This window comes from Sphingobacterium rhinopitheci (genome assembly GCF_022627575.1).
Lineage (GTDB): Bacteria > Bacteroidota > Bacteroidia > Sphingobacteriales > Sphingobacteriaceae > Sphingobacterium > Sphingobacterium rhinopitheci.
The window spans coordinates 79319-99469 of record NZ_JADEYQ010000007.1; the positions used below are offsets into that span (position 1 = coordinate 79319).

Here is a 20151-nt window from a genome sequence, read left to right on the forward strand (position 1 = left end):
TTTATTATGTTGTGCACATATATTTATATTAAGTAGTCTTTACATTTTTCTTCTTGAAAGACCAGCCGATTACCACTACAAAACCTAACACCAATACCAAAGATCCTATAAGGGATATAATATTAGATACTTTCATCGTCTCTGGATCAAATACAAATTCTACTTTGTGATTACCGCCCGGCAATTGCAAAGCTCTCAAGATATAATCAGCACGAATAATAGGCACTTCTTCGCCATCTACATATGCTTTCCAGCCTTTGTCATAGAATACTTCAGAGAATACGGCAAATGCATCATTAGGAGAAGAGTATTCATATTCCATTTTATCAGGATGATAAGAAGTCAACTTTATAGAGGCATTATTTTTACCCCCTAATTTAGCGGGTTGTAATTTACCTTTAAATTCATCATGAACAAAAGCTTCCTTTGTAGGATCAAAACTGCTGATAGCTTGCATTTCTTGTGCGTTATCTTTAACAAAAGTAACTTTGTCTACAAACCAAGCATTTCCTGCTGCTGTTGATCTACGTTGAATACCTTCAGAACCATTTTGAGGATTTTGAGTAATTACATAGCGTACATTAAACATATCTAATACATCCTCATTGATCGCACCATTGAACTGGTTGTCTAAGATCTCTTGAAAGCGCATCAATTTAGCGGCATGATAGCCACCTAAACTTTTGTGGTAATAGGATGCTTTAGCATCAGAAAACACACTAGATGTCAAATCCAACACACGGTAACTAGGATCTTTATCCATCTGGATCAACTGATCTACCTCACGCATTGGTATCACGGGCTGTGCTTGTGATTTAGTGACAAAAACACTATCATTCAAGTAACGTTTATCTACAGACCATAAATCTACCAACGTAACGACACCTAATACAACAACCAACACTGTTGAACTGATCTTTTGCTTCAAATATGTCCATACCAAAACAAAAATGATAGCAACAATAAAGAAGGAACGCCAAGCATCAGCAGAAGCAATATCAGCACGGTCTTTGACCAAAGCATCCGCCAATTGATTGGCCATATTGGCATCACCAAATTGCTGCGACAAAGTAGAAATAAAATCCTGATGATTAGCACCTCTTAAGTCTAAGAAATTAGGCATCAAGGCTACCAACAGACATATTGCAGCTACCGCACCAAAACTATAAAGGACTTTTTTGTCCAAGTTGGGAATTTCATTTTTTCTCGTAATCAAATCATTTACCCCCAAAACAGCGAGTAAAGGAATTAAAATAGAAGGAATGATTAATATAGATTCAGGCGCTCTAAATTTATTATACAAAGGCGCATAATCGAAGAATAAATCCGAGAGGATAGAAAAATTACTCCCTAAAGCTAATAACATAGTCAATACAATAGCCGATACGACCCAGTATTTGACCCTGTCTCTAACTACAAATAAGGCTAATATAAAAAGAGCCATTACTCCGGCACCAAAGTACCATGGACCAGATGTAAAAGTCTTGTCTCCCCAATACGTGGGTATACTTTGCGCATACTGTACTGCTTGATTTTGTGGTGCTCCTACACTAGTAAAAAATTTAGCGACATTAGACTTCTCTGTTAATACCCCTTGGCTACGTCCACCATATGCATTAGGGATCAACATGGTTATATTCTCTCCTATCCCTTGGCTCCAAGCGTAAGCATAATCTTTATCTAAACCAGAAGATTTAGCACCTTCTTCGACTTTTACAATATTTGCTTTTCCTCTAGTAGTAAGTTTAGAGTATTCATAGGTCGGAAACAATACAGACGCATTCACCGCTATAGCAATGATAACAGCCCCACTTTGGAATGCCGTAGCCTTCAAAAATTGATTTAATTTTTTATCACGAATAGCATAATATAATTCATAACCCACATAAACCAACATAGCTATCAATAGATAATAGGTCATTTGGATATGGTTGGTCCGGATCTCCAAGGCTAAGAATAAGGCTAAAAGTAATGTACCCCAGACTCTATTGCCGCGATACGACAATACTATAGCACCAATGATAGGCGCTAAGTAGGCAATTGCATAAGCCCTATTGAGGTGCCCTGCTTCGATATAAATAAAGTTATAAGAAGAGAACGCGATTGCAATAGCACCTACCGCAGCTAGCCAGGGTCTAACACGAAATACACTCAACATAAAATATGCCCCTAACAAAAATATAAGTACTACGTCAGCTGGTGATGGAAACACAGCAGTGATTGCTCTATTTATATATGTTCCAATATTATTAGCATGTTCATACCATATCTGAAATGTCGGCATCCCTCCAAACATAGAGTTTGTCCACTGTGGAGCAGTGCCATCTTTGGCTCTATAATCAAAAAGCTCCTTTTGACTACCCATTGCTTGCACTACGTCATGTTGTGACAAGCCTTTTCCCTGCCATACTGGCGAAAAATAAAAGAACACCAATGCAAAGAATATGGCAATAACAATTAAATGGGAAGAATTTTCCTTAAACCAATTTTTCATGAATAATTTAGAGGTTACATTTTTATTAAAAACCAAAAATATAGAATAGATTTTAATATTTGATACGCAATTTCGATTAGTTTGATTTTTCGATTAATTTTTTAATATCAGTAATCTCTCCAAAAAGTACTAAAAGATCATTCTCATTAAGCATAGTATCGGATTTGGCGATTCCTGAAGCCAATTTACTATGTCCTGAGCCTTTATTTTTTTCAGAGATAGTAATTGTCGTTAGTACAATTACTTTATAGGTATTGGTCAAATTAGCCTCCATCAATGTCTTGCCTACATATTTTGAGGGTACTTTAGTTTCTATAATAGAATATTTGTCAGATACTTTAAAGGAATCTACAATATCAATATTATCCAGACGTAGTGCTAATCGCTCTGCGGCCTCTTCCTCTGGCATGATGTATTCATCGATCTGCATCGCTTCCATCACCGTTCTTTGCAAATCAGAGACCACACGTCCAATAATTCTTTTTACCCCAAATTGCTTTACTAATGCTGTAGTCAACAATGAAGCACCTTCGTCTTCACCAATAGCGACAATTACAGCGTCACATTCTTTGAGTGGTAAAGAGGATACAGCCTCTTTATCTGTAGTATCGAGACATACGGTATGGGTAATTTTATCCTTTAATTGCTCCACTATCTGAATATTTCGGTCTGCGCCAATTACTTCATGTCCCAATTCTGTAAGATGAATACCTAAAGATCTTCCAAAATGCCCTAAGCCTAAAACGATGTATTTCATTCCGTGTAATTAAATAAAAAAGTGGTTAAAAAAGCAATTTCTCTGCTGGATAAATATAACTTTTGTTTCTTGTGTTCTTGATAATAGCCATCAACAAAGTAAGCGTACCTACACGTCCAACAAACATGGTGCAAATAATAACAAATTTGCCTCCAGTACTCAATAGCGGAGTAATACCGAGGCTCAACCCACATGTAGTATAAGCCGAAACACATTCAAAAAGTAGCGCTTTCATCGGTTTGTCACCATCGGTAAAATTGAGCATCACAAAAGAAAATGTAATCACAACTACCGAGAGTATAATGATAGCAAATGCCTTATTTAACGATTCCACATCAATCCTTCTTTTAAACACTTCTATAGATTCCTTGCCTCTAGCGAGCGCAATAATATTCAAAAAGGCTACCGCTACAGTTGTTACTTTGACGCCACCACCTGTAGACCCCGGAGAGGCTCCTATCCACATCAATGTAGTCACCATGATAAGTGTTGGCGCTGCTAATAACCCTATATTAACGCTATTAAAACCTGCTGAACGCGATGCATTAGCCATAAAAAATGAAGTCACCCATTCTCCTGCAACAGATCTATCCACAGTCAAGGTATGTTTCTGTTCCAATAGAAAATAAGAAATAGTTATGACCAGCAGCACTATAGCATTACAAGCTACAATAAACTTGGTATTGAAACTAAAATATTGGGCTTTATATTTATATTCCTTTTGCAGGAACATATACCATATACTTTTAGCCTTATTCTTCAGAAATGTATAAAAATTGAAAACAGTACCAAACCCCAATCCTCCCAATATAAATATTAAAGCCAATACAATTTGAAAATTATAGTTATAGCGATACCCTTCATTGGCAATACCATTATTCAGAATAGAAAATCCAGAGTTGCAAAAGGAAGATACAGCATGAAATATAGCAAAAAATATCCTTTCCCCTTCCGAAGGAAATAAAGCAGCATCTAAAGAAGCGTATATAAATAATGCACCAATAAACTCAAATAATAAAGTAATGAATATAATGGTCAATAAAGTAGATATAACAGCATTGATTTTGTTCTCTCCTAATATTTCACCAAACATCAATTGATTCTTAAAAGAAAAACCACCAGAAAAAAAATAACCAAAAAAACCTGTAAATGTCATAATCCCTAATCCACCTACTTGAATCAATACTAATACAATACTTTGACCAAACAAAGATAAATTAGTAGCGATATCTGTAACAGCTAATCCGGTGATACATACCGCACTCGCAGACATAAAAATAGCATCAATAATCGTCAATGGTGTATTGACTGTCGCACGAGGGAGCATCAGAAATACAGCCCCTATCAATATTAAGCTTATAAAACTGATTACAAATATAATAGTGGGGTTAAAATAGAAATTATCAAAAACTAAGCTGCTTTTGGATAATTCAGTAAGAAAGACAATAGCTATGCCGAGATACATCCATTGATCATGGTCAAAGAAAGATAGCCATGCAATATCAAATAATCTTGCAAAGACAATAATGCAAAAATAAACGATAACTATAAGCCTGGAATAATGAGTGACAGAAATCTTTCGAAATACAAAAATAGACGAAAAGGTACGGAAAAGCTCCAGCACAAAAAGACCATAAAACATGAAGGTAACCGCTTTTTTTACTTCAATGGCGAGCAGAGGATCTGTAATATATCCAAACTCAACAATCACCGTCACTGCACAAATCATACTTACATAGAGCATAATCTGATTAATCAGCTTTTTTCTATATTTTAAAAAAAATTTTAAAGCGTCTATTAACGATCCCATTATACAAACATAGCAATATCCTGCATAGAAGTATTATTCTTCAATTTCCTTATTTTTCTTTTTAAATATTCTTTTAAACAAGCTATCTGTACCATGAGCGACCTTTCCTGCCTCTTTACCAATTTCTTTGCCTAAAGTACCGGCTTCTTTACCGACTGCTTTGCCCGCTTTACCTACTCCTCTACCTACAGCTACAGCAGCTTTTTCTGTCCCTTTGACCATGGATCCCATCGTAGAAAGCACCTTCCCAGATTTTTCGGCAGCCCCCATGATTGTAGCCTCTGTCTTGGCACTAATCCCAGCACATTGTACGATACCGACTAATAAACTTTGCCACATGGTTTTGAAAAATGAATATTCAGGTACTCTAGTATATTCAACAGCACCAACATGGTATACTCCTTTAGAGTCAGGGTTACTCTGATTGATTAGTACTTTATTAATGATATAAGTAATAGTTTTTTTAGTCCCTGCTTCCTTACCATCTTTAGGCTTTCCAAGTATATTAACGTGCAAGCTATCGTAATCAAATTTAAAAGTACCCCAATTCTTATAATCTGTAGCTTTCATATTAAAAGAAATACCTTTAATATTTCCAGAAGCAATCTGCACATTAACTAATGGGGTCAAAATTCTATTGAAATCAGCTGCTTTCATTGGCGTCAGCGAACCGACATATGTATATGAGCCATTTTTACTCAACATATCAAATCCAAACTTAATATGTAATTTACCGGCATTCATTACTTTTGCTGTTAGATCAGCATGCATCATCTTATTGTGCTGCAAAAGCAATCTATCATTAGTGACATTAGTTAATACACCAGTTGCATTATTAAACGTAATTACACCTAATTTATCATATTTAGCACTGAAGTCATCATAAGTTACCGTTACATTATCCACAAAAACAGTATTAAAATGAAATATACTTTTCACTTTCATTAACTGCTGATATGGAGCATGTCCAATTTTATTTTTAGGGAATCTAGGATAACGCATATCCTCCGAAAATGAGGCTAGGCCATTAGATATTTTTGCATTAGAACCAAAAACCTGTTGATAATCCACCATCCTTTTAAAATCCAATCCATTTAATTGTACAAGATCAAAATTAATTGCACTCATGGTCGTATTTTCCTTTTTGCGCCTAAAGAAATCATTTTTATTCATTCGAGGCTTGTAGACCACATTCTTAATAGACAAGGATTTATTGCGCGTATTGATATGAAGATTATCAAAAGCCACCTTGTAAAAACCATCGGGTAGGTTGTATTCATAATTAGACAATTGAACGTCAATATCCTTAGTATAAAAAAGTCTAGAGGAATCCAATGCCGCTAAGGAATCAATCAATATGTCTTTGATATTAATATTCAAACCCTTGATAGCTGTTACTTTAGTGACCTGACCTTCAACTTTTGAATATTTAAAATCAGCATCATCGATCGTAACTTTATTTACATTAATAGATTTAAAGATACTTTTAATGTGATCATAAAGATTTTTGGGGGTTTCAGTAGAAACAGTATCATTATAGGCATGGTATTCATGTGTCATATGAATATTTGGCCCATCAAAAACGACACTACTTATATTCAATTTTTTGTTAAATAAGATATCCGTAATACTAAAATGCTTTATTCTCAAAGCATTTAATTGAATATTATATATATTATTGGGTGCTTTTTTGAGCTTTACAAGCTTCTGATAAACAGCGGTGTCAGGGATTAGCGCAACACTATCTAATGCTATATTGCCAAAGGAGAAATTGACATCCATATCCGTATAATGGAGAGTATACAAGCTATCAGAAGCATTGATTATCACCTCCTTTAATTTGGATTCAATAATTGGCTTCCAATTCTTGGTTAGATACCATGTTCCACAAAATATGATTACAATAATAGAGAAGAAAACTCCTAATAACCATTTCCACCAACTCTTCATGAGATTTTATTGCTTTGTAATAAAAACAATAAAAGCAAATAATTGTTTTTTTGATACTATATAATTAACTAGCTTCTATTGTCATCATTAGAGTAAATACTTAAATAACTATCATAACGTGAGGATTCGATAACCCCTTCTTCTACCGCTTCCAACACCACACAACCGGGTTCATTAATATGTATACAATTGTTGAACCTACATTTATTCATGCGCATTCGCATTTCAGGGAAAAAGTGAGAAAGTTCATTTTTCTCAATATCAACTACGCCTAATTCTCTAATTCCTGGTGTATCTATCAATTGACCGCCAAAAGGCAAATCAATCATTTCTGCAAAAGTGGTGGTATGCTTTCCTTTATCAGACCAGTCAGATATATCGCCTGTTCTTAAAACCACGCCAGGTACTAAGCTATTAATTAATGTAGATTTCCCAACACCCGAATGGCCGGAAACTAAGGTTACTTTATCTTTCAACAAGCTTTTTAGGAGCTCGATATTTGTCCCTACTCTTGCTGACACCTCAAAACATACATACCCCAAATCTTGGTATATCTTTTTATACTCCTGCAAGATTTCTAATCCTTCATCACTAAATAAATCTAACTTATTGAACACCAATATCGCTGGCACATCATACGCCTCAGCTGTAACTAGGAAGCGATCAATAAAGCCCAAAGATGTTGGTGGAGAAGCCAAAGTAACAACCAAAACAGCTTGGTCTAGATTGGCACCAATAATTTGTGTTTGCTTGGATAAATTTACGGATTTACGAATAATATAATTCCTACGAGGCTCAAGCTCATGAATTACAGCGGATTCTTGACCAGGCTCAACTTCAAATTTAACCCAATCGCCCACTGCTATAGGATTGGTGGTTTTAATCCCTTTAGTCCGAAATTTACCTTTTATTCGACAATTGTATTCCGTCCCATCTTCACCTAATACTAAATACCAACTGCCGGTAGATTTTCTGACTAATCCTCTCATATATTATAAACCTAATCTTTTGAATTCACTTATTCTACAAAAGTCGCAAAAATTTATTAATATCATCATCTATTGATTTTATTACCTTTGCATAGATACACGTAAAATAGATTTTAGTGAAAAAACTTTTTCTTTTAGATGGAATGGCTCTGATTTATAGAGCTTTCTTTGCCCTGAGCAAAGTTCCTCGCTTGACTTCTTCTGGATTTAATACTGGAGCCGTATTAGGCTTTACAAATACTTTATTGGAAGTTTTAAAAAACCAAAATCCAAGCCATATAGCTGTTGTATTCGATACTTCAGCGCCAACCAACCGACATGTTGAGTTCGAAGCATACAAGGCGAATAGACAAGAAATGCCAGAGGATCTACGTAAATCTATCCCTTATGTTTTCAAATTAATCGAAGGTTTCAATATTCCTATCATTACGATGGATGGATTTGAAGCAGATGATATCATCGGTACATTGGCAAAGAAAGCCGAAAAAGAAGGTTATACCGTATATTGTATGACCCCTGATAAGGATTTTGGTCAATTGGTATCCGAAAATATATTTATTTTTAAACCTGCCCGTATGGGTAATGGTGCCGAAGTATTAGGTGTTCCAGAAATATTGGAAAAATGGGAAATAAGTGATGTCTCACAAGTAATCGATATTCTAGGCCTTTGGGGAGATGCGGTGGATAATATCCCCGGAATACCCGGTATTGGTGAAAAAACGGCTAAAAAACTGATGCAAGAATATGGTAGCGTAGAAGGTCTGATTGCGAATGCTGATAAACTAAAAGGTAAGCTTAAAGAAAATGTAATCAACTTTACCGAACAAGCGCTATTATCCAAAAGATTAGCCACTATTTTATTAGATGTACCTGTTGAGGTTAAAGATTTCAATTTTGAAGTTCAACCACCAAATAAAGACATTTTAGAACCTCTATTTGCTGAATTAGAATTCAGGACATTAGGAAAGCGTGTTTTTGGAGACGATTTTACGGTTACAGAAGCTAGCAAAAACAATACCGGTCAGATGGACATGTTTGCTACAGGCAGCGCCACGTCCGAAGTCACAAGGAGCCAAGAAGAACCAGAATCAGCCCCTTCTTCCAACATCACTAATACGCCACACAATTATATTTTGGTGGATACGAGCGAAAGCATGCAACAACTTGCTCAAGATCTTGCAAAACAAAAAATATTTGCCTTTGACACAGAAACGACAGGCCTTGATGCGATGTTGGCCGAAATTGTAGGCTTATCCTTTTGTTATGAAAAAGGTACTGCATATTATATCCCTACACCCGCAGACAAACAAGAAGCATTAGCGGTAATAAATATTTTCAAACCAATACTGGAGGATGAAAAGATCACTAAAGTAGGTCAGAATATAAAATACGACATCTTGTTACTGGCTAAATATGATGTTCAAGTGAAGGGAAAGTTGTTTGACACGATGCTTGCACATTATTTAATCGATCCTGACACGCGACATGGAATGGATATATTGGCGGAAACATACCTTGGCTACAGCCCTATTTCTATCACTGAACTGATAGGCGCAAAAGGTAAGAATCAAGGCAATATGCGTGATGTAGAGATTGAAAAAGTCAAAGAATATGCTGCTGAAGATGCTGATATAACTTGGCAGCTCTACCAAAAATTTGAACCTTTACTAAAAGATAATAAAACGGAAGATCTTGCGGAGAAGGTTGAATTCCCGCTGGTATACACCTTGGCAGAGATTGAAAAAAATGGCGTAAAAATAGATGTAGACACCTTAAATTCATTTTCTAAAACCTTAGAAAAAGATATTAAATCGCTAGAAACAAGTATTTACGAAAAAGCCGGTGTTGAATTTAATATTGCATCACCAAAGCAATTGGGAGAAGTATTGTTTGACAAGTTACAATTAGACCCGAAAGCTAAAAAAACTAAAACAGGTCAATATAAAACAGGAGAAGATGTATTATTAGCATTAGCTAACAAATCAGATATTGTACAAGACATCCTCGATTTCCGTCAATACCAAAAATTAAAATCTACCTACGTAGACTCCTTGCCCCTACTAATAAATCCGAATACGGGATTAATTCATACATCCTATAATCAAGCAGTGGCGGCTACCGGAAGATTAAGCTCTACGAACCCTAACTTACAAAATATCCCTATTCGTACCGAAAAAGGCCGTGAAGTACGTAAAGCATTTATCGCTAGAGATGATGATCATACCTTATTATCTGCCGATTATTCGCAGATCGAGCTACGTATTATGGCAGAGCTTAGTGGAGATCAGAATATGTTAGAGGCATTTCAGCAAGGGCATGATATACACAAAGCTACAGCAGCCAAAGTATACGGCGTTAGCTTAGAAGAAGTCACTTCCGACCAACGAAGAAATGCAAAAGCCGTTAATTTTGGTATCATCTACGGACAATCTGCTTTTGGGCTATCTCAAAACCTAGGTATTAGTCGTAAAGAAGCGGCCGAAATAATAGATCAATATTTCAATCAATACGAAGGCGTTAAATTATATATGTCCAAAGCTGTAGAGTTGGCTAAGGAAAATGGCTATGTCGAAACAATCCTTAAAAGAAAGCGATATTTACGAGATATAAACTCTGCAAATATGACTGTTAGGGGTTTTGCGGAGCGCAATGCCATCAATGCGCCTATCCAAGGTTCGGCGGCCGACATGATTAAAATTGCGATGATCAATATTCAGAAGGATATTGTCGATCGTAATCTTAAAGGTATAATGATCATGCAAGTACATGATGAGCTTGTATTTGATGTTCCTAAAGAAGAAATTACTATTTTTAAAGATATTATTTCGCACCGCATGAAAACAGCGATCGAATTACGTGTCCCACTAGAAGTAGAAATTGGGGAAGGAAATAACTGGTTAGAAGCACACTAATTAATTATGAAATATTTATTTTTAGCACTATTTATTTGTTTAGGCTCTGTTAAGACAACATTTGCTCAAGATGCAGTGGCTACGGTTTTTGAGAAAGGACCAAATAATACAATTCGATTTTACTATGACTATGAGTATTACTTGGTAGACAAAAACTGTGAATTTAAAACCATCGAACGTGTTGCAGAATTTGATATCCCCACGAACAAATTTAATGGTCAATTCAGAGATTTCGCTTCAAATGGTCGTACAGTATTAAGTGGAAACTATGTTAAAGGAAGCAAAGAAGGTGATTTTATTGCTTATTATCCTGACGGCACCCAAAAATGGCAAGCTACATTTGTAAATAACCAGCCGCAGGGACCCATAAAATACTATTATCCTGATGGTAAGCCAATGTTAGAGTTGATAGCAGACAATGCAAATACGTATATCAAACAATATTGGGACAAAGAGGGCAATCAAGATGTCAAAGATGGTGAAGGTCAAATAGATATTACATTACCAATCATCGGATTTACGGAGCATGGTTACACAAAATATAAAACCACTGGAAAAGTAAAAGATGGACTTCCCGACGACATATGGAATACTTCTTTTATTACAGAAGACAAAAAACCACGTGCTATCCTTCTCATGATTTCCACCTATGAAAATGGTCAATTACGTGCTAGAGAAATTAATGATTACTTTACAGATATGTTAATAGACTATAATACATTGAGTTTCTCTCCTATAGAAGCATTTCATATAGCAGAATTATTACAAAGTAAGAATTGTACTTTTGATGAACATACGGGTTTTAATAGTTTTATTGCTAAGAAATTTACCCGCTTCCTTATAGACAATAGAAAATATGTAGATGAAGAAGGGACGATAGCCTTAAACTATACTGCTAGAGTTGCAAAAACAGGATTAGTTTTCACATCCACCCTTACAGAATCTTCTAGAGAACTCTCTCGTAACGAAAGGCTTATGTTTGAAAGAATGATTGACCAAATCCAATATTATCTACCTTCATATTTAGACAACAAAAGTATTGATGATAGGTTAAATATTTCACTACAAATATATATTTCAGGAGATAAAATCGTGATCCCACCCGTTCAAATTGTTAGAGAAAAGGGCTTCTAAGTTTTTAATTCGAGTTAGTTATTTATATTTGCAAAAATTATTTTAAAATGAAGTTTCACAAAGAAGGTTATACAAGTCTAGCTTTAGTCATTCTATTTATATTTGTAATTAATGCTATTGCAGACTATTATGATGTAAATACTATTATCAAATGGGTTATTTATATATTATCTGCTTTCTTATTTATTACGATAGTACAATTCTTTAGAAGTCCAAAAAAGACAATCTTATTAGATGATAACGTAGTATTATGTCCTGCAGATGGAAAGGTAGTCGTTATTGAAGAAACGGAAGAAAGTGAATATTTTAAAGACAAACGTATTCAAGTGTCTATTTTTATGTCACCCGTAAATGTTCACGTTAATCGCAACCCTGTCTCAGGCATTGTTTCTTATTTTAAATATCACCCAGGCAAATTTTTGGTAGCATGGCATCCTAAATCTTCGACAGACAACGAACGCACCACTGTAGTAGTTAAGAAAAAAAATGGTGTTGAAGTATTATTCAGACAAATTGCGGGCGCATTAGCGCGTAGAATTGTATGGTATGTCGAAGAAGGTCAAGAGGTTCAACAAGGTGACGAGTTTGGATTTATTAAATTCGGGTCACGCGTAGATTTATTTTTGCCATTAGGCACAAAAATAAATGTCAATATAGATGATAAAGTAGTTGGTGGAAAAACTGTGATAGCACAATTTTAACATTAAGTTTACAAAATATAACTAAATTTAGCTTCAAATAATTTTGAAGCTTTTTTTATGAATTACAAAATACTAGTTATCTACATTTCTTTATTTTTTGCACTCTCCTTAGCCTGCTTAAGTTTATACTACGAAAACAATTGGAATGATTTTTTCATAATTTTAATTGTTTCCTTTATCATTAGCTTTATTACATTAAGTACAATCATACTTAGGTACATAAATAATAGAATCAGCAACTTATACAAATTAATACGTAGCCTAAAGCTAGGTAAAGATATGAAAGAAGTACTTGCTGAGCATGCTAGCGACGATCCAATCCTCAGTGCTGAAGAAGAAGTTCGGGAATGGTCAAATCAACGATCTTCAGAAATTAGGCGTTTGCGTGAGCAAGAAAAGTACAGAAGAGAATTTCTCTCGAATATATCACATGAGTTCAAAACCCCGCTATTTGCTATACAGGGATATATTGAAACACTGCAAGACGGAATGCTTGAAGAAGACCCCAAATTATCTATTCAATTTCTTAGCAAAGCTTCAAAAAATATAGATCGATTGACCTATCTTATTTCAGATTTGGATGAAATATCAAAATTAGAAACTGGTAAAATTTCTTTAAATATGGAGAAATTTGACATCATACCATTACTTATAGAAACAAAAGAACAATTAGAAGATAAAGCAAAAAAACAGGATATAAATATTATACTAAACTTCAAAACCAACACAACAATCTTAGTTGAGGCAGACAAACTAAAAATTCAACAGGTATTGGTTAATCTCATAGACAATTCCTTAAAATATGGTAAAGAAGGAGGCAAAACAACAATAAGTATATTTCATTTGATAGATCAAGTCCTTATAGAAGTTACAGATAATGGATTGGGTATAGAAGAAAAAAATATCGCCCGTGTATTTGAAAGATTCTTTAGAACAGATCGAAGCAGATCAAGAGAAATCGGTGGTTCTGGACTCGGTTTATCGATCGTAAAACACATAATTGAGGCACACGAACAAACCGTAAATGCAAGAAGTACAGAAGGTTTAGGCACGACTTTTGGATTCACACTCGAAAAAACTCGCAATACATAAGTCTAATAATATTAAACTTAACATTAACTTAACATTAAGGTTTTACTTTTGCATCAAATACATTTACAACTATGTCTTTAAATAGCATTTTCCAGTATTTTGTCCCTAAGGACAAAAAATTCTTTCCTCTGTTTGAACAAGCAGGCGCCAACCTTATAGATATGGCAAAACTTCTTCAAGCAAGTGTTAATAGTACTGACCTTGAGGCACGAAAAGATCTTTCAAAAAAAATAGAAGATTTAGAACATGTTGGTGATAAGATCACACACCAAATTCATTTAGAATTAGGTCGAAATTTCATTACTCCATTTGACCGTGAAGATATTCATGCGCTAGCAAGCTCCATAGATGATGTTGCAGACTTTATTCATGGTGCATCAAACAGAATGCAATTGTATAAAGTAGAAAAGGTAACCCTACCTATGATAGAGATCACAGACTTGATCTTAGAGGCTACAGAACATGTAGCAAAAGCTTTATACGAATTGAAAGATTTGAAAAACATCAGAAACATCACCGATTCATGTGTTCGCATAAACAGTGTTGAAAATAAGGCAGATTACATCTTCGATAAAGCCGTAGCAGATTTATTCGAATACGAAAGCGACGCTATCAACCTTATCAAACAAAAAGAAGTATTATCTGCAATGGAAGACGCTACCGACAAGTGTGAAGATGTTGCTAATGTTTTAGAGAGTATTCTTGTTAAAAATGCCTAAGGCATAGATTATCAAGTTATAATTTATTTACTATGGGTATAACAACATTATTAGTAGTCGTTATTGTATTGGCTATTGCATTTGATTACATCAACGGTTTTCATGATGCCGCCAACTCTATTGCAACTATTGTATCAACCAAAGTATTGACACCATTTATGGCTGTACTTTGGGCTGCAATATTCAACTTTGCAGCATATTTTTATTTCACAGATCACAAAGTAGCAAACACAATTGCAAAAACTGTACTAGAACAGTATATAACACTAGAAGTAATCTTTGCAGGACTCGTCGCCGCCATATCATGGAATCTATTCACATGGTATTATGGCATACCATCTAGTTCTTCTCATACCCTAATAGGTGGATTTGCGGGATCAGGAATGGCCTATGCTGTTTTCTTAGGCGTAAATCCAATCGAGGCGATCAACATTTCTGCAATTTTAAAAATTGTTTCATTTATTGTCTTAGCGCCAGTTATCGGTATGACGATATCTATAATCATAACTTTGGTTATTATCAATATTGCCAAAAACAGTAAACCTAGAGTCGCTGAAAAATGGTTTAAGATATTACAATTAATATCTTCAGCGGGATTAAGTTTTGCGCACGGTGGTAATGATGCACAAAAAGTAATGGGTATTATTGCTACAGCATTGATCGCACAAGGTGTAATTGGCGGTATAGAAGATATGCCTGAATGGGTTCCATTATCGTGTTATATAGCGATCGCAGCAGGTACAATGAGTGGTGGTTGGAAAATTGTAAAAACAATGGGTACAAAAATCACTAAAGTTACGCCATTAGAAGGAGTAAGTGCTGAAGCTGCTGGAGCATTGACATTAGGTATTACAGAACATTACGGTATACCTGCATCTACTACACACACCATTACTGGAGCTATTATCGGTGTTGGTGTTGTAAAAAGAGTTTCCGCAGTTAGATGGGGTGTTACAATAAGTTTATTATGGGCATGGGTACTTACTATCCCAGTAAGCGCTGTACTAGGTGGCTTAACATTAGCAATAATTCATTATATACTATAAATATATATAAATCAACAAGAAATCGACCTGTAAGTTAACACCTACAGGTCGATTTTTTATTGATAAACATATTAAATTTAACCTATTAATTTGGTTGTTTGCATATAAATATGTAAATTTATGCCTTATTTGATGATTTATAAAGCGAAGCTTCAGACACTAAAAGGTGAGTAGTTTTGGCATTATTATTGTTAAGTAATGTTAAAAATAGAAACAACTAAAAATTTAATAATCTTAAAAAAAAGAGTATGAACTATTCTACAATTAAAAAAACAGCTATTGCTGCTTCATTAGTAGCTGCATTAGGCTATGCTGAAAATGCACAAGCTCAAGCTCAAGTATTTGGTGGCCGTTCTCAATACAGAACATGGTCTATCGGTGTTCAAGGTGGTATCACTACACCTAATGTTCTTATCGGTGGTCAAAATGCATTCGGTCAACAAGTAGGTTATTTCCAAAATAAAGTTGGAGAATACTACGGATTAACTGTACGTAAACAATTCTCTCACCTTTTCGGATTAGAAGTTGAAGCGAACCGTGGTTCAATCAAAACTTTTAACTCTGACTTAGCGAGTTTCGAAGCTGGTTCAGGTGCTAATGGTGCTGGAACTGCAAGATCTGCAAAAACTTCTGTTAACTGGGCAGCAAGCTTAAATGGTGTATTCCAATTAGGTACAATTGACTTCATGAGAAGAGAGAATGCAATTAACTTCTACGCTAAAGTAGGTTTAGGTGCAATGGCTTTCAACCCTGTTCAATATGCTAATAACGATTTCACAGGTGCTGAAGTTTACAACAACAAAGGTAAATGGGGTGAAGAAATCTTCGGTGACCGCGAAAGAGTTGGAAACAGAGATTACCGTTTAGGTATGTATGTTCCAGTTGGTGTTGGTGTTAAATTCAAATTATCTGAAGTTGTTGCTTTAAACTTAGGTTACACAATGAACTTTACGGATGATGGTTTATTATACGGAAATTCAGCGAAAAGCCAATACAACCAAAGATTTGGTAACTTATACGGTGGTTTAGAATTCACTTTAGGTTCAAAAGACAAAGAAAACTTAACTTTTGCTAACCCAGTTGCTAACTTATACGATGAGTTAAAAGATCCATCTTTACGTAACGAAGTTGAAGCATTAAAACAACGCGTTTCTACATTAGAAGGTGCAGTAGCTATCTTAGGTACTGATACTGATGGTGACGGTGTATCTGACAGATTTGACAAATGTCCTAACACTCCTGCTGGTACAGTAGTTGATGGTTCAGGATGTCCTATCTTGTTCCCAGAAGCTGTTGTTGTTGAGCAAGCTAAAGCTGAGAAATTCTCTGCAATCCAATTCGAATTTGATAGCTCAGTTTTAAAAACTAGCTCATATGCAGAATTAGACAGATTAGCTAAAGATTTACGTGCTTCTAACTCTTCAGTACTTTTGAATGGTTATGCATCATCTGAAGGTTCAGCAGAATACAACGTTACATTATCTCAAGATCGTGCTAATGCAGTAAAACAATACTTAGTTAACGCTGGTGTTGCTGCATCAAAAATCACTACTAAAGGTTATGGTGACGCTGATCCAGTAGCATCTAATGCAACTGAAGCAGGTCGTGTTCAAAACCGTCGTGTTGAGATCAAATTATAATTTTAGCAATAAAATTTAATTCAAATATAAAAGCCATCACATTAGTGATGGCTTTATTTATTTTAAACCAATTAGGGCCGTCCAAGTCTATATTGTTTAAATGTGGAAAATAAAATACTTCTTTTTCTTTGTAAAAAGTGTATTTTTCCGAAAATAGAGAAGTAATGGAAGAGGAATTTGATTTCGGTAGTCCCGAAGAACAAAAGGCATCGGTAAATCGTTATGAAGAAATGATTCGTAACGAAGACCAATACTTTTTTGATTCTATAGCGTTTGAGGGGATTATAGACTTCTATACAGAAAAAAATGACCCCATAAAAGCATTGCAAGTGATAAGCTTTGCCATGAATCAACACCCATTTGAAACATCATTCTTATTAAAAAAAGCTCAAATTCTAGCAACCTTGCTTGAATCAGAAGCCGCATTAGACGCTTTGTCACAAGCCGAAATATTACAGCCTTCAGATGGTGATATCAATCTTATTAGAGGAAGTATATACGCTAATATGGGTCTTTTTTCCGAAGCAGAGGAGTGTTTTTACAAGGCATTAGAAAATAGCGACAATAAAGAAGATATATATTATCAATTAGCAGGATTGTTCCAACTGCAAGGGAATTACGAACGAGGTTTATACTACTTAAAGAAAACACTTCATTTAAATCAAGATAATCAAGATGCATTATATGAGCTTGCTTTTTGCTATGATGTACTAAATAAGCAAGAAGAGAGCATTTCATTTTACACCGCTTTTATTGACAAGGACCCATATTCGTATTCCGCTTGGTATAATTTAGGCAATGCCTATCATAAATTATCACAGTTCGAACCTGCCATAGATGCCTATGACTACGCAATACTGATAAAAGAAAATTTCTCGTCAGCATACTTTAATAAAGGTAATTCGCTGGTAAACTTAGATAAATATGCTGAAGCTATAGAAGTTTACAAACAAACCTTCGAATACGAACCACCTAATGCAGATACATATTGCGCTATGGGTGAATGCTATGAAAAATTAGAACAAATGGAAACAGCTAGAGAGCATTACAAAAAAGCTGTTAAATTAGACGCTGATTTAGCTGATGCATGGTTTGGTATTGGCGTTACATTAGACTTCGAAGACCGTTACTTCGAATCATTACATTTTTATAAAAAAGCATTAGATATCGATGATTCGAACCCCGATTATTGGTTCGCAATAGCAGATGCTAGGTATAAATTGGGGCAAATAGAAGAGTCGGAATTCGCTTATGATAAAGTCGTAAACCTCAATCCTACGGATATAGAAGCATGGCTAGATTATTCAAGTATATACTACGAAAGGAAGAAATTAGACGAAGCTATACAGGTGATGACCGATGCTATACAAGCAAATCCTCAAAGTGCAGAATTATTCTATCGTCTAGTTGCTTATTTATTTGCTAATGGCCAATATAATGAAGCATTAAATTTCTTAGAATTGGCTCTTGCTTTTGGCCCAGAGAAACATCATATACTATTTGATTATCTACCACAGTTACAAGGAAATCATTTAATAATAGATATTATAAAAAAATATACTGAAGAATCATGATAAAGCTAGGTTTAATCGGTTTTCCATTAGGTCATTCCTTTTCAAAAAGCTATTACCTGAATAAATTTGAGCGCGAGGATATAACGGGGATTGATTATGAATTATATGCATTAGAATCTATAGATTCATTTAAAAAATTATATGATACAGACGTGGAATTCAGAGGATTTAATGTGACGATTCCACACAAAATGGCAGTAATGCCCTTGTTAAATGAATTATCTCCAGAGGCAGAAGCTATTGGCGCAGTAAATTGCATCACAATAGACAACAAGGGAGGACAACCTATACTAAAAGGATACAATACTGATGCATTTGGCTTTGAGGAATCCCTGAAGCCACTCTTAAAAAGTTGTCATAAGAAAGCCTTAGTATTAGGCAATGGAGGGGCTGCTAAAGCGGTACTATATGCACTCACTAAGCTTGGTATTTCCTATTTAATCGTCAGTAGAACAAAAGATAATGGAGACCTTACCTATGAGGAATTAGATGCTACAACACTCGCAGCGCATCAAATAATAATCAATTGTTCGCCAGTAGGAACATTTCCTAATATCGACCAATGTCCTACTATTCCATACGAAGAGATCACTAAGGACCATCTATTATACGATTTAATATATAATCCGGCGGAGACATTATTTCTTTCAAAGGGCAAAGAAAAAGGTGCAACCATAAAGAATGGCTATGACATGCTACTCTTGCAGGCTGAAAAAAATTGGGCTATTTGGAGTAATAATTTCTAAAATGCAGCAACTAATTTGGCTTTTCTTCCTAGTCATATTATATAGCTCTTGTGCAAATCAAGACTTTAGCCCCAAACCACGTGGCTTCCACCGCATTGAATTTCCCGACAAGGAGTATATCAAGATGGAAGAAGGCTGTCCTTTTACATTTGAAATACCAATCTATACTACCTTAAAAACAGACGACACAAAAAATGCTGGAAAATGCTGGAAAAACTTAGCGTTCCCACAATTTAATGCGACATTGCACTTGAGTTACTTTGATATTGATGAAAAGTCAACATTTAATAAGCTTATAGAAGATGCACGAACATTTGCGTTTAAGCATACAACAAAAGCAACATCAATCGACCAAAAAAAAATCATTAATACCCCAAATAATATATATGGGTTAGAATACTATATACAAGGAAATACGGCTTCCAACTATCAATTTTATGTTTCAGATAGCACAAATCATTACCTAAGAGGCGCCTTGTATTTTAATGAAAAGCCAAATCTAGACAGCATACAACCCGTATTAGATTTTTTAAAAACAGACATAGAACACCTTATAAGCACAATTAGGTGGAAATAATTCATTACAT

At 35.0% G+C, this 20151-nt stretch carries 15 protein-coding genes; 10 read left to right on the top strand and 5 right to left on the bottom strand.

Translation table 11 applies throughout. From position 1 onward, the window contains the following. Window positions 1–28 precede the first annotated feature (28 nt). The 5 genes from IP023_RS08965 to rsgA all read right to left on the bottom strand — a co-directional run bounded on the left by IP023_RS08965 (window position 29) and on the right by rsgA (window position 8000). Window positions 29–2494 (bottom strand): YfhO family protein, encoded by a 2466-nt coding sequence (locus IP023_RS08965; RefSeq protein ID WP_241789934.1) that lies wholly within the window; start codon window positions 2492–2494, stop codon window positions 29–31. A 76-nt stretch (window positions 2495–2570) separates the two neighbouring features. Beyond that, the gene (locus IP023_RS08970) at window positions 2571–3251 is read right to left on the bottom strand and encodes a potassium channel family protein (protein ID WP_241789935.1); all 681 of its coding nucleotides are present in this window, start codon (window positions 3249–3251) and stop codon (window positions 2571–2573) included. Window positions 3252–3276: 25 nt separating this feature from the next. After that, entirely contained in the window at window positions 3277–4980 is a 1704-nt protein-coding gene (locus IP023_RS08975) for a TrkH family potassium uptake protein (RefSeq protein WP_241789936.1), read from the bottom strand. Between the two features lie 114 nt (window positions 4981–5094). Further along, window positions 5095–7011, bottom strand: coding sequence for an AsmA family protein (locus tag IP023_RS08980; RefSeq protein WP_241789937.1), 1917 nt, complete (start codon window positions 7009–7011; stop codon window positions 5095–5097). Window positions 7012–7079: 68 nt separating this feature from the next. Continuing rightward, a complete protein-coding gene (gene rsgA / locus IP023_RS08985) occupies window positions 7080–8000 on the bottom strand; it encodes a ribosome small subunit-dependent GTPase A (protein WP_241789938.1) in 921 nt (306 codons plus the stop codon). Between the two features lie 116 nt (window positions 8001–8116). On the opposite strand from rsgA, the gene polA reads away from it, so the two are divergent. From polA to gldD, 10 genes are all read left to right on the top strand, one after another. Beyond that, window positions 8117–10912: a DNA polymerase I gene (gene polA, locus IP023_RS08990; protein ID WP_241789939.1), complete on the top strand. Its 2796-nt coding sequence runs from the start codon at window positions 8117–8119 to the stop codon at window positions 10910–10912. 6 nt (window positions 10913–10918) lie between these two features. Then, window positions 10919–12046 (top strand): toxin-antitoxin system YwqK family antitoxin, encoded by a 1128-nt coding sequence (locus tag IP023_RS08995; RefSeq protein ID WP_241789940.1) that lies wholly within the window; start codon window positions 10919–10921, stop codon window positions 12044–12046. 47 nt (window positions 12047–12093) lie between these two features. Continuing rightward, complete coding sequence (locus tag IP023_RS09000; protein ID WP_241789941.1) at window positions 12094–12747, top strand: phosphatidylserine decarboxylase family protein; 654 nt, start codon at window positions 12094–12096, stop codon at window positions 12745–12747. A 279-nt stretch (window positions 12748–13026) separates the two neighbouring features. Beyond that, window positions 13027–13839 (top strand): sensor histidine kinase, encoded by an 813-nt coding sequence (locus IP023_RS09005; RefSeq protein ID WP_317224541.1) that lies wholly within the window; start codon window positions 13027–13029, stop codon window positions 13837–13839. Window positions 13840–13910: 71 nt separating this feature from the next. Next, the gene (locus IP023_RS09010; RefSeq protein WP_241789943.1) at window positions 13911–14558 is read left to right on the top strand and encodes a DUF47 domain-containing protein; all 648 of its coding nucleotides are present in this window, start codon (window positions 13911–13913) and stop codon (window positions 14556–14558) included. A 32-nt stretch (window positions 14559–14590) separates the two neighbouring features. Then, complete coding sequence (locus IP023_RS09015; protein WP_241789944.1) at window positions 14591–15604, top strand: inorganic phosphate transporter; 1014 nt, start codon at window positions 14591–14593, stop codon at window positions 15602–15604. Window positions 15605–15852: 248 nt separating this feature from the next. Beyond that, a complete protein-coding gene (locus IP023_RS09020; RefSeq protein ID WP_241789945.1) occupies window positions 15853–17244 on the top strand; it encodes an OmpA family protein in 1392 nt (463 codons plus the stop codon). A 164-nt stretch (window positions 17245–17408) separates the two neighbouring features. Beyond that, window positions 17409–18818, top strand: coding sequence for a tetratricopeptide repeat protein (locus IP023_RS09025; RefSeq protein ID WP_241790041.1), 1410 nt, complete (start codon window positions 17409–17411; stop codon window positions 18816–18818). Next, a complete protein-coding gene (locus IP023_RS09030) occupies window positions 18815–19564 on the top strand; it encodes a shikimate dehydrogenase family protein (protein WP_241789946.1) in 750 nt (249 codons plus the stop codon). The genes IP023_RS09025 and IP023_RS09030 overlap by 4 nt, the downstream gene beginning before the upstream one ends. Before the next feature lies 1 nt (window position 19565). After that, entirely contained in the window at window positions 19566–20141 is a 576-nt protein-coding gene (gldD, locus tag IP023_RS09035; protein WP_241789947.1) for a gliding motility lipoprotein GldD, read from the top strand. The last annotated feature ends 10 nt before the right edge of the window (window positions 20142–20151 follow it).

Coding starts and splice junctions, on each gene's coding strand:
- IP023_RS09000 (WP_241789941.1), top strand. CDS start 12,094: ATGAAGTTTCACAAAGAAGGTTATACAAGTCTAGCTTTAGTCATTCTA.
- IP023_RS08980 (WP_241789937.1), bottom strand. CDS start 7,011: ATGAAGAGTTGGTGGAAATGGTTATTAGGAGTTTTCTTCTCTATTATT.
- IP023_RS09010 (WP_241789943.1), top strand. CDS start 13,911: ATGTCTTTAAATAGCATTTTCCAGTATTTTGTCCCTAAGGACAAAAAA.
- IP023_RS09030 (WP_241789946.1), top strand. CDS start 18,815: ATGATAAAGCTAGGTTTAATCGGTTTTCCATTAGGTCATTCCTTTTCA.
- rsgA (WP_241789938.1), bottom strand. CDS start 8,000: ATGAGAGGATTAGTCAGAAAATCTACCGGCAGTTGGTATTTAGTATTA.
- IP023_RS09025 (WP_241790041.1), top strand. CDS start 17,409: ATGGAAGAGGAATTTGATTTCGGTAGTCCCGAAGAACAAAAGGCATCG.
- IP023_RS08975 (WP_241789936.1), bottom strand. CDS start 4,980: ATGATTTGTGCAGTGACGGTGATTGTTGAGTTTGGATATATTACAGAT.
- IP023_RS09005 (WP_317224541.1), top strand. CDS start 13,027: ATGAAAGAAGTACTTGCTGAGCATGCTAGCGACGATCCAATCCTCAGT.
- IP023_RS09020 (WP_241789945.1), top strand. CDS start 15,853: ATGAACTATTCTACAATTAAAAAAACAGCTATTGCTGCTTCATTAGTA.
- IP023_RS09015 (WP_241789944.1), top strand. CDS start 14,591: ATGGGTATAACAACATTATTAGTAGTCGTTATTGTATTGGCTATTGCA.
- gldD (WP_241789947.1), top strand. CDS start 19,566: ATGCAGCAACTAATTTGGCTTTTCTTCCTAGTCATATTATATAGCTCT.
- IP023_RS08965 (WP_241789934.1), bottom strand. CDS start 2,494: ATGAAAAATTGGTTTAAGGAAAATTCTTCCCATTTAATTGTTATTGCC.
- IP023_RS08970 (WP_241789935.1), bottom strand. CDS start 3,251: ATGAAATACATCGTTTTAGGCTTAGGGCATTTTGGAAGATCTTTAGGT.
- IP023_RS08995 (WP_241789940.1), top strand. CDS start 10,919: ATGAAATATTTATTTTTAGCACTATTTATTTGTTTAGGCTCTGTTAAG.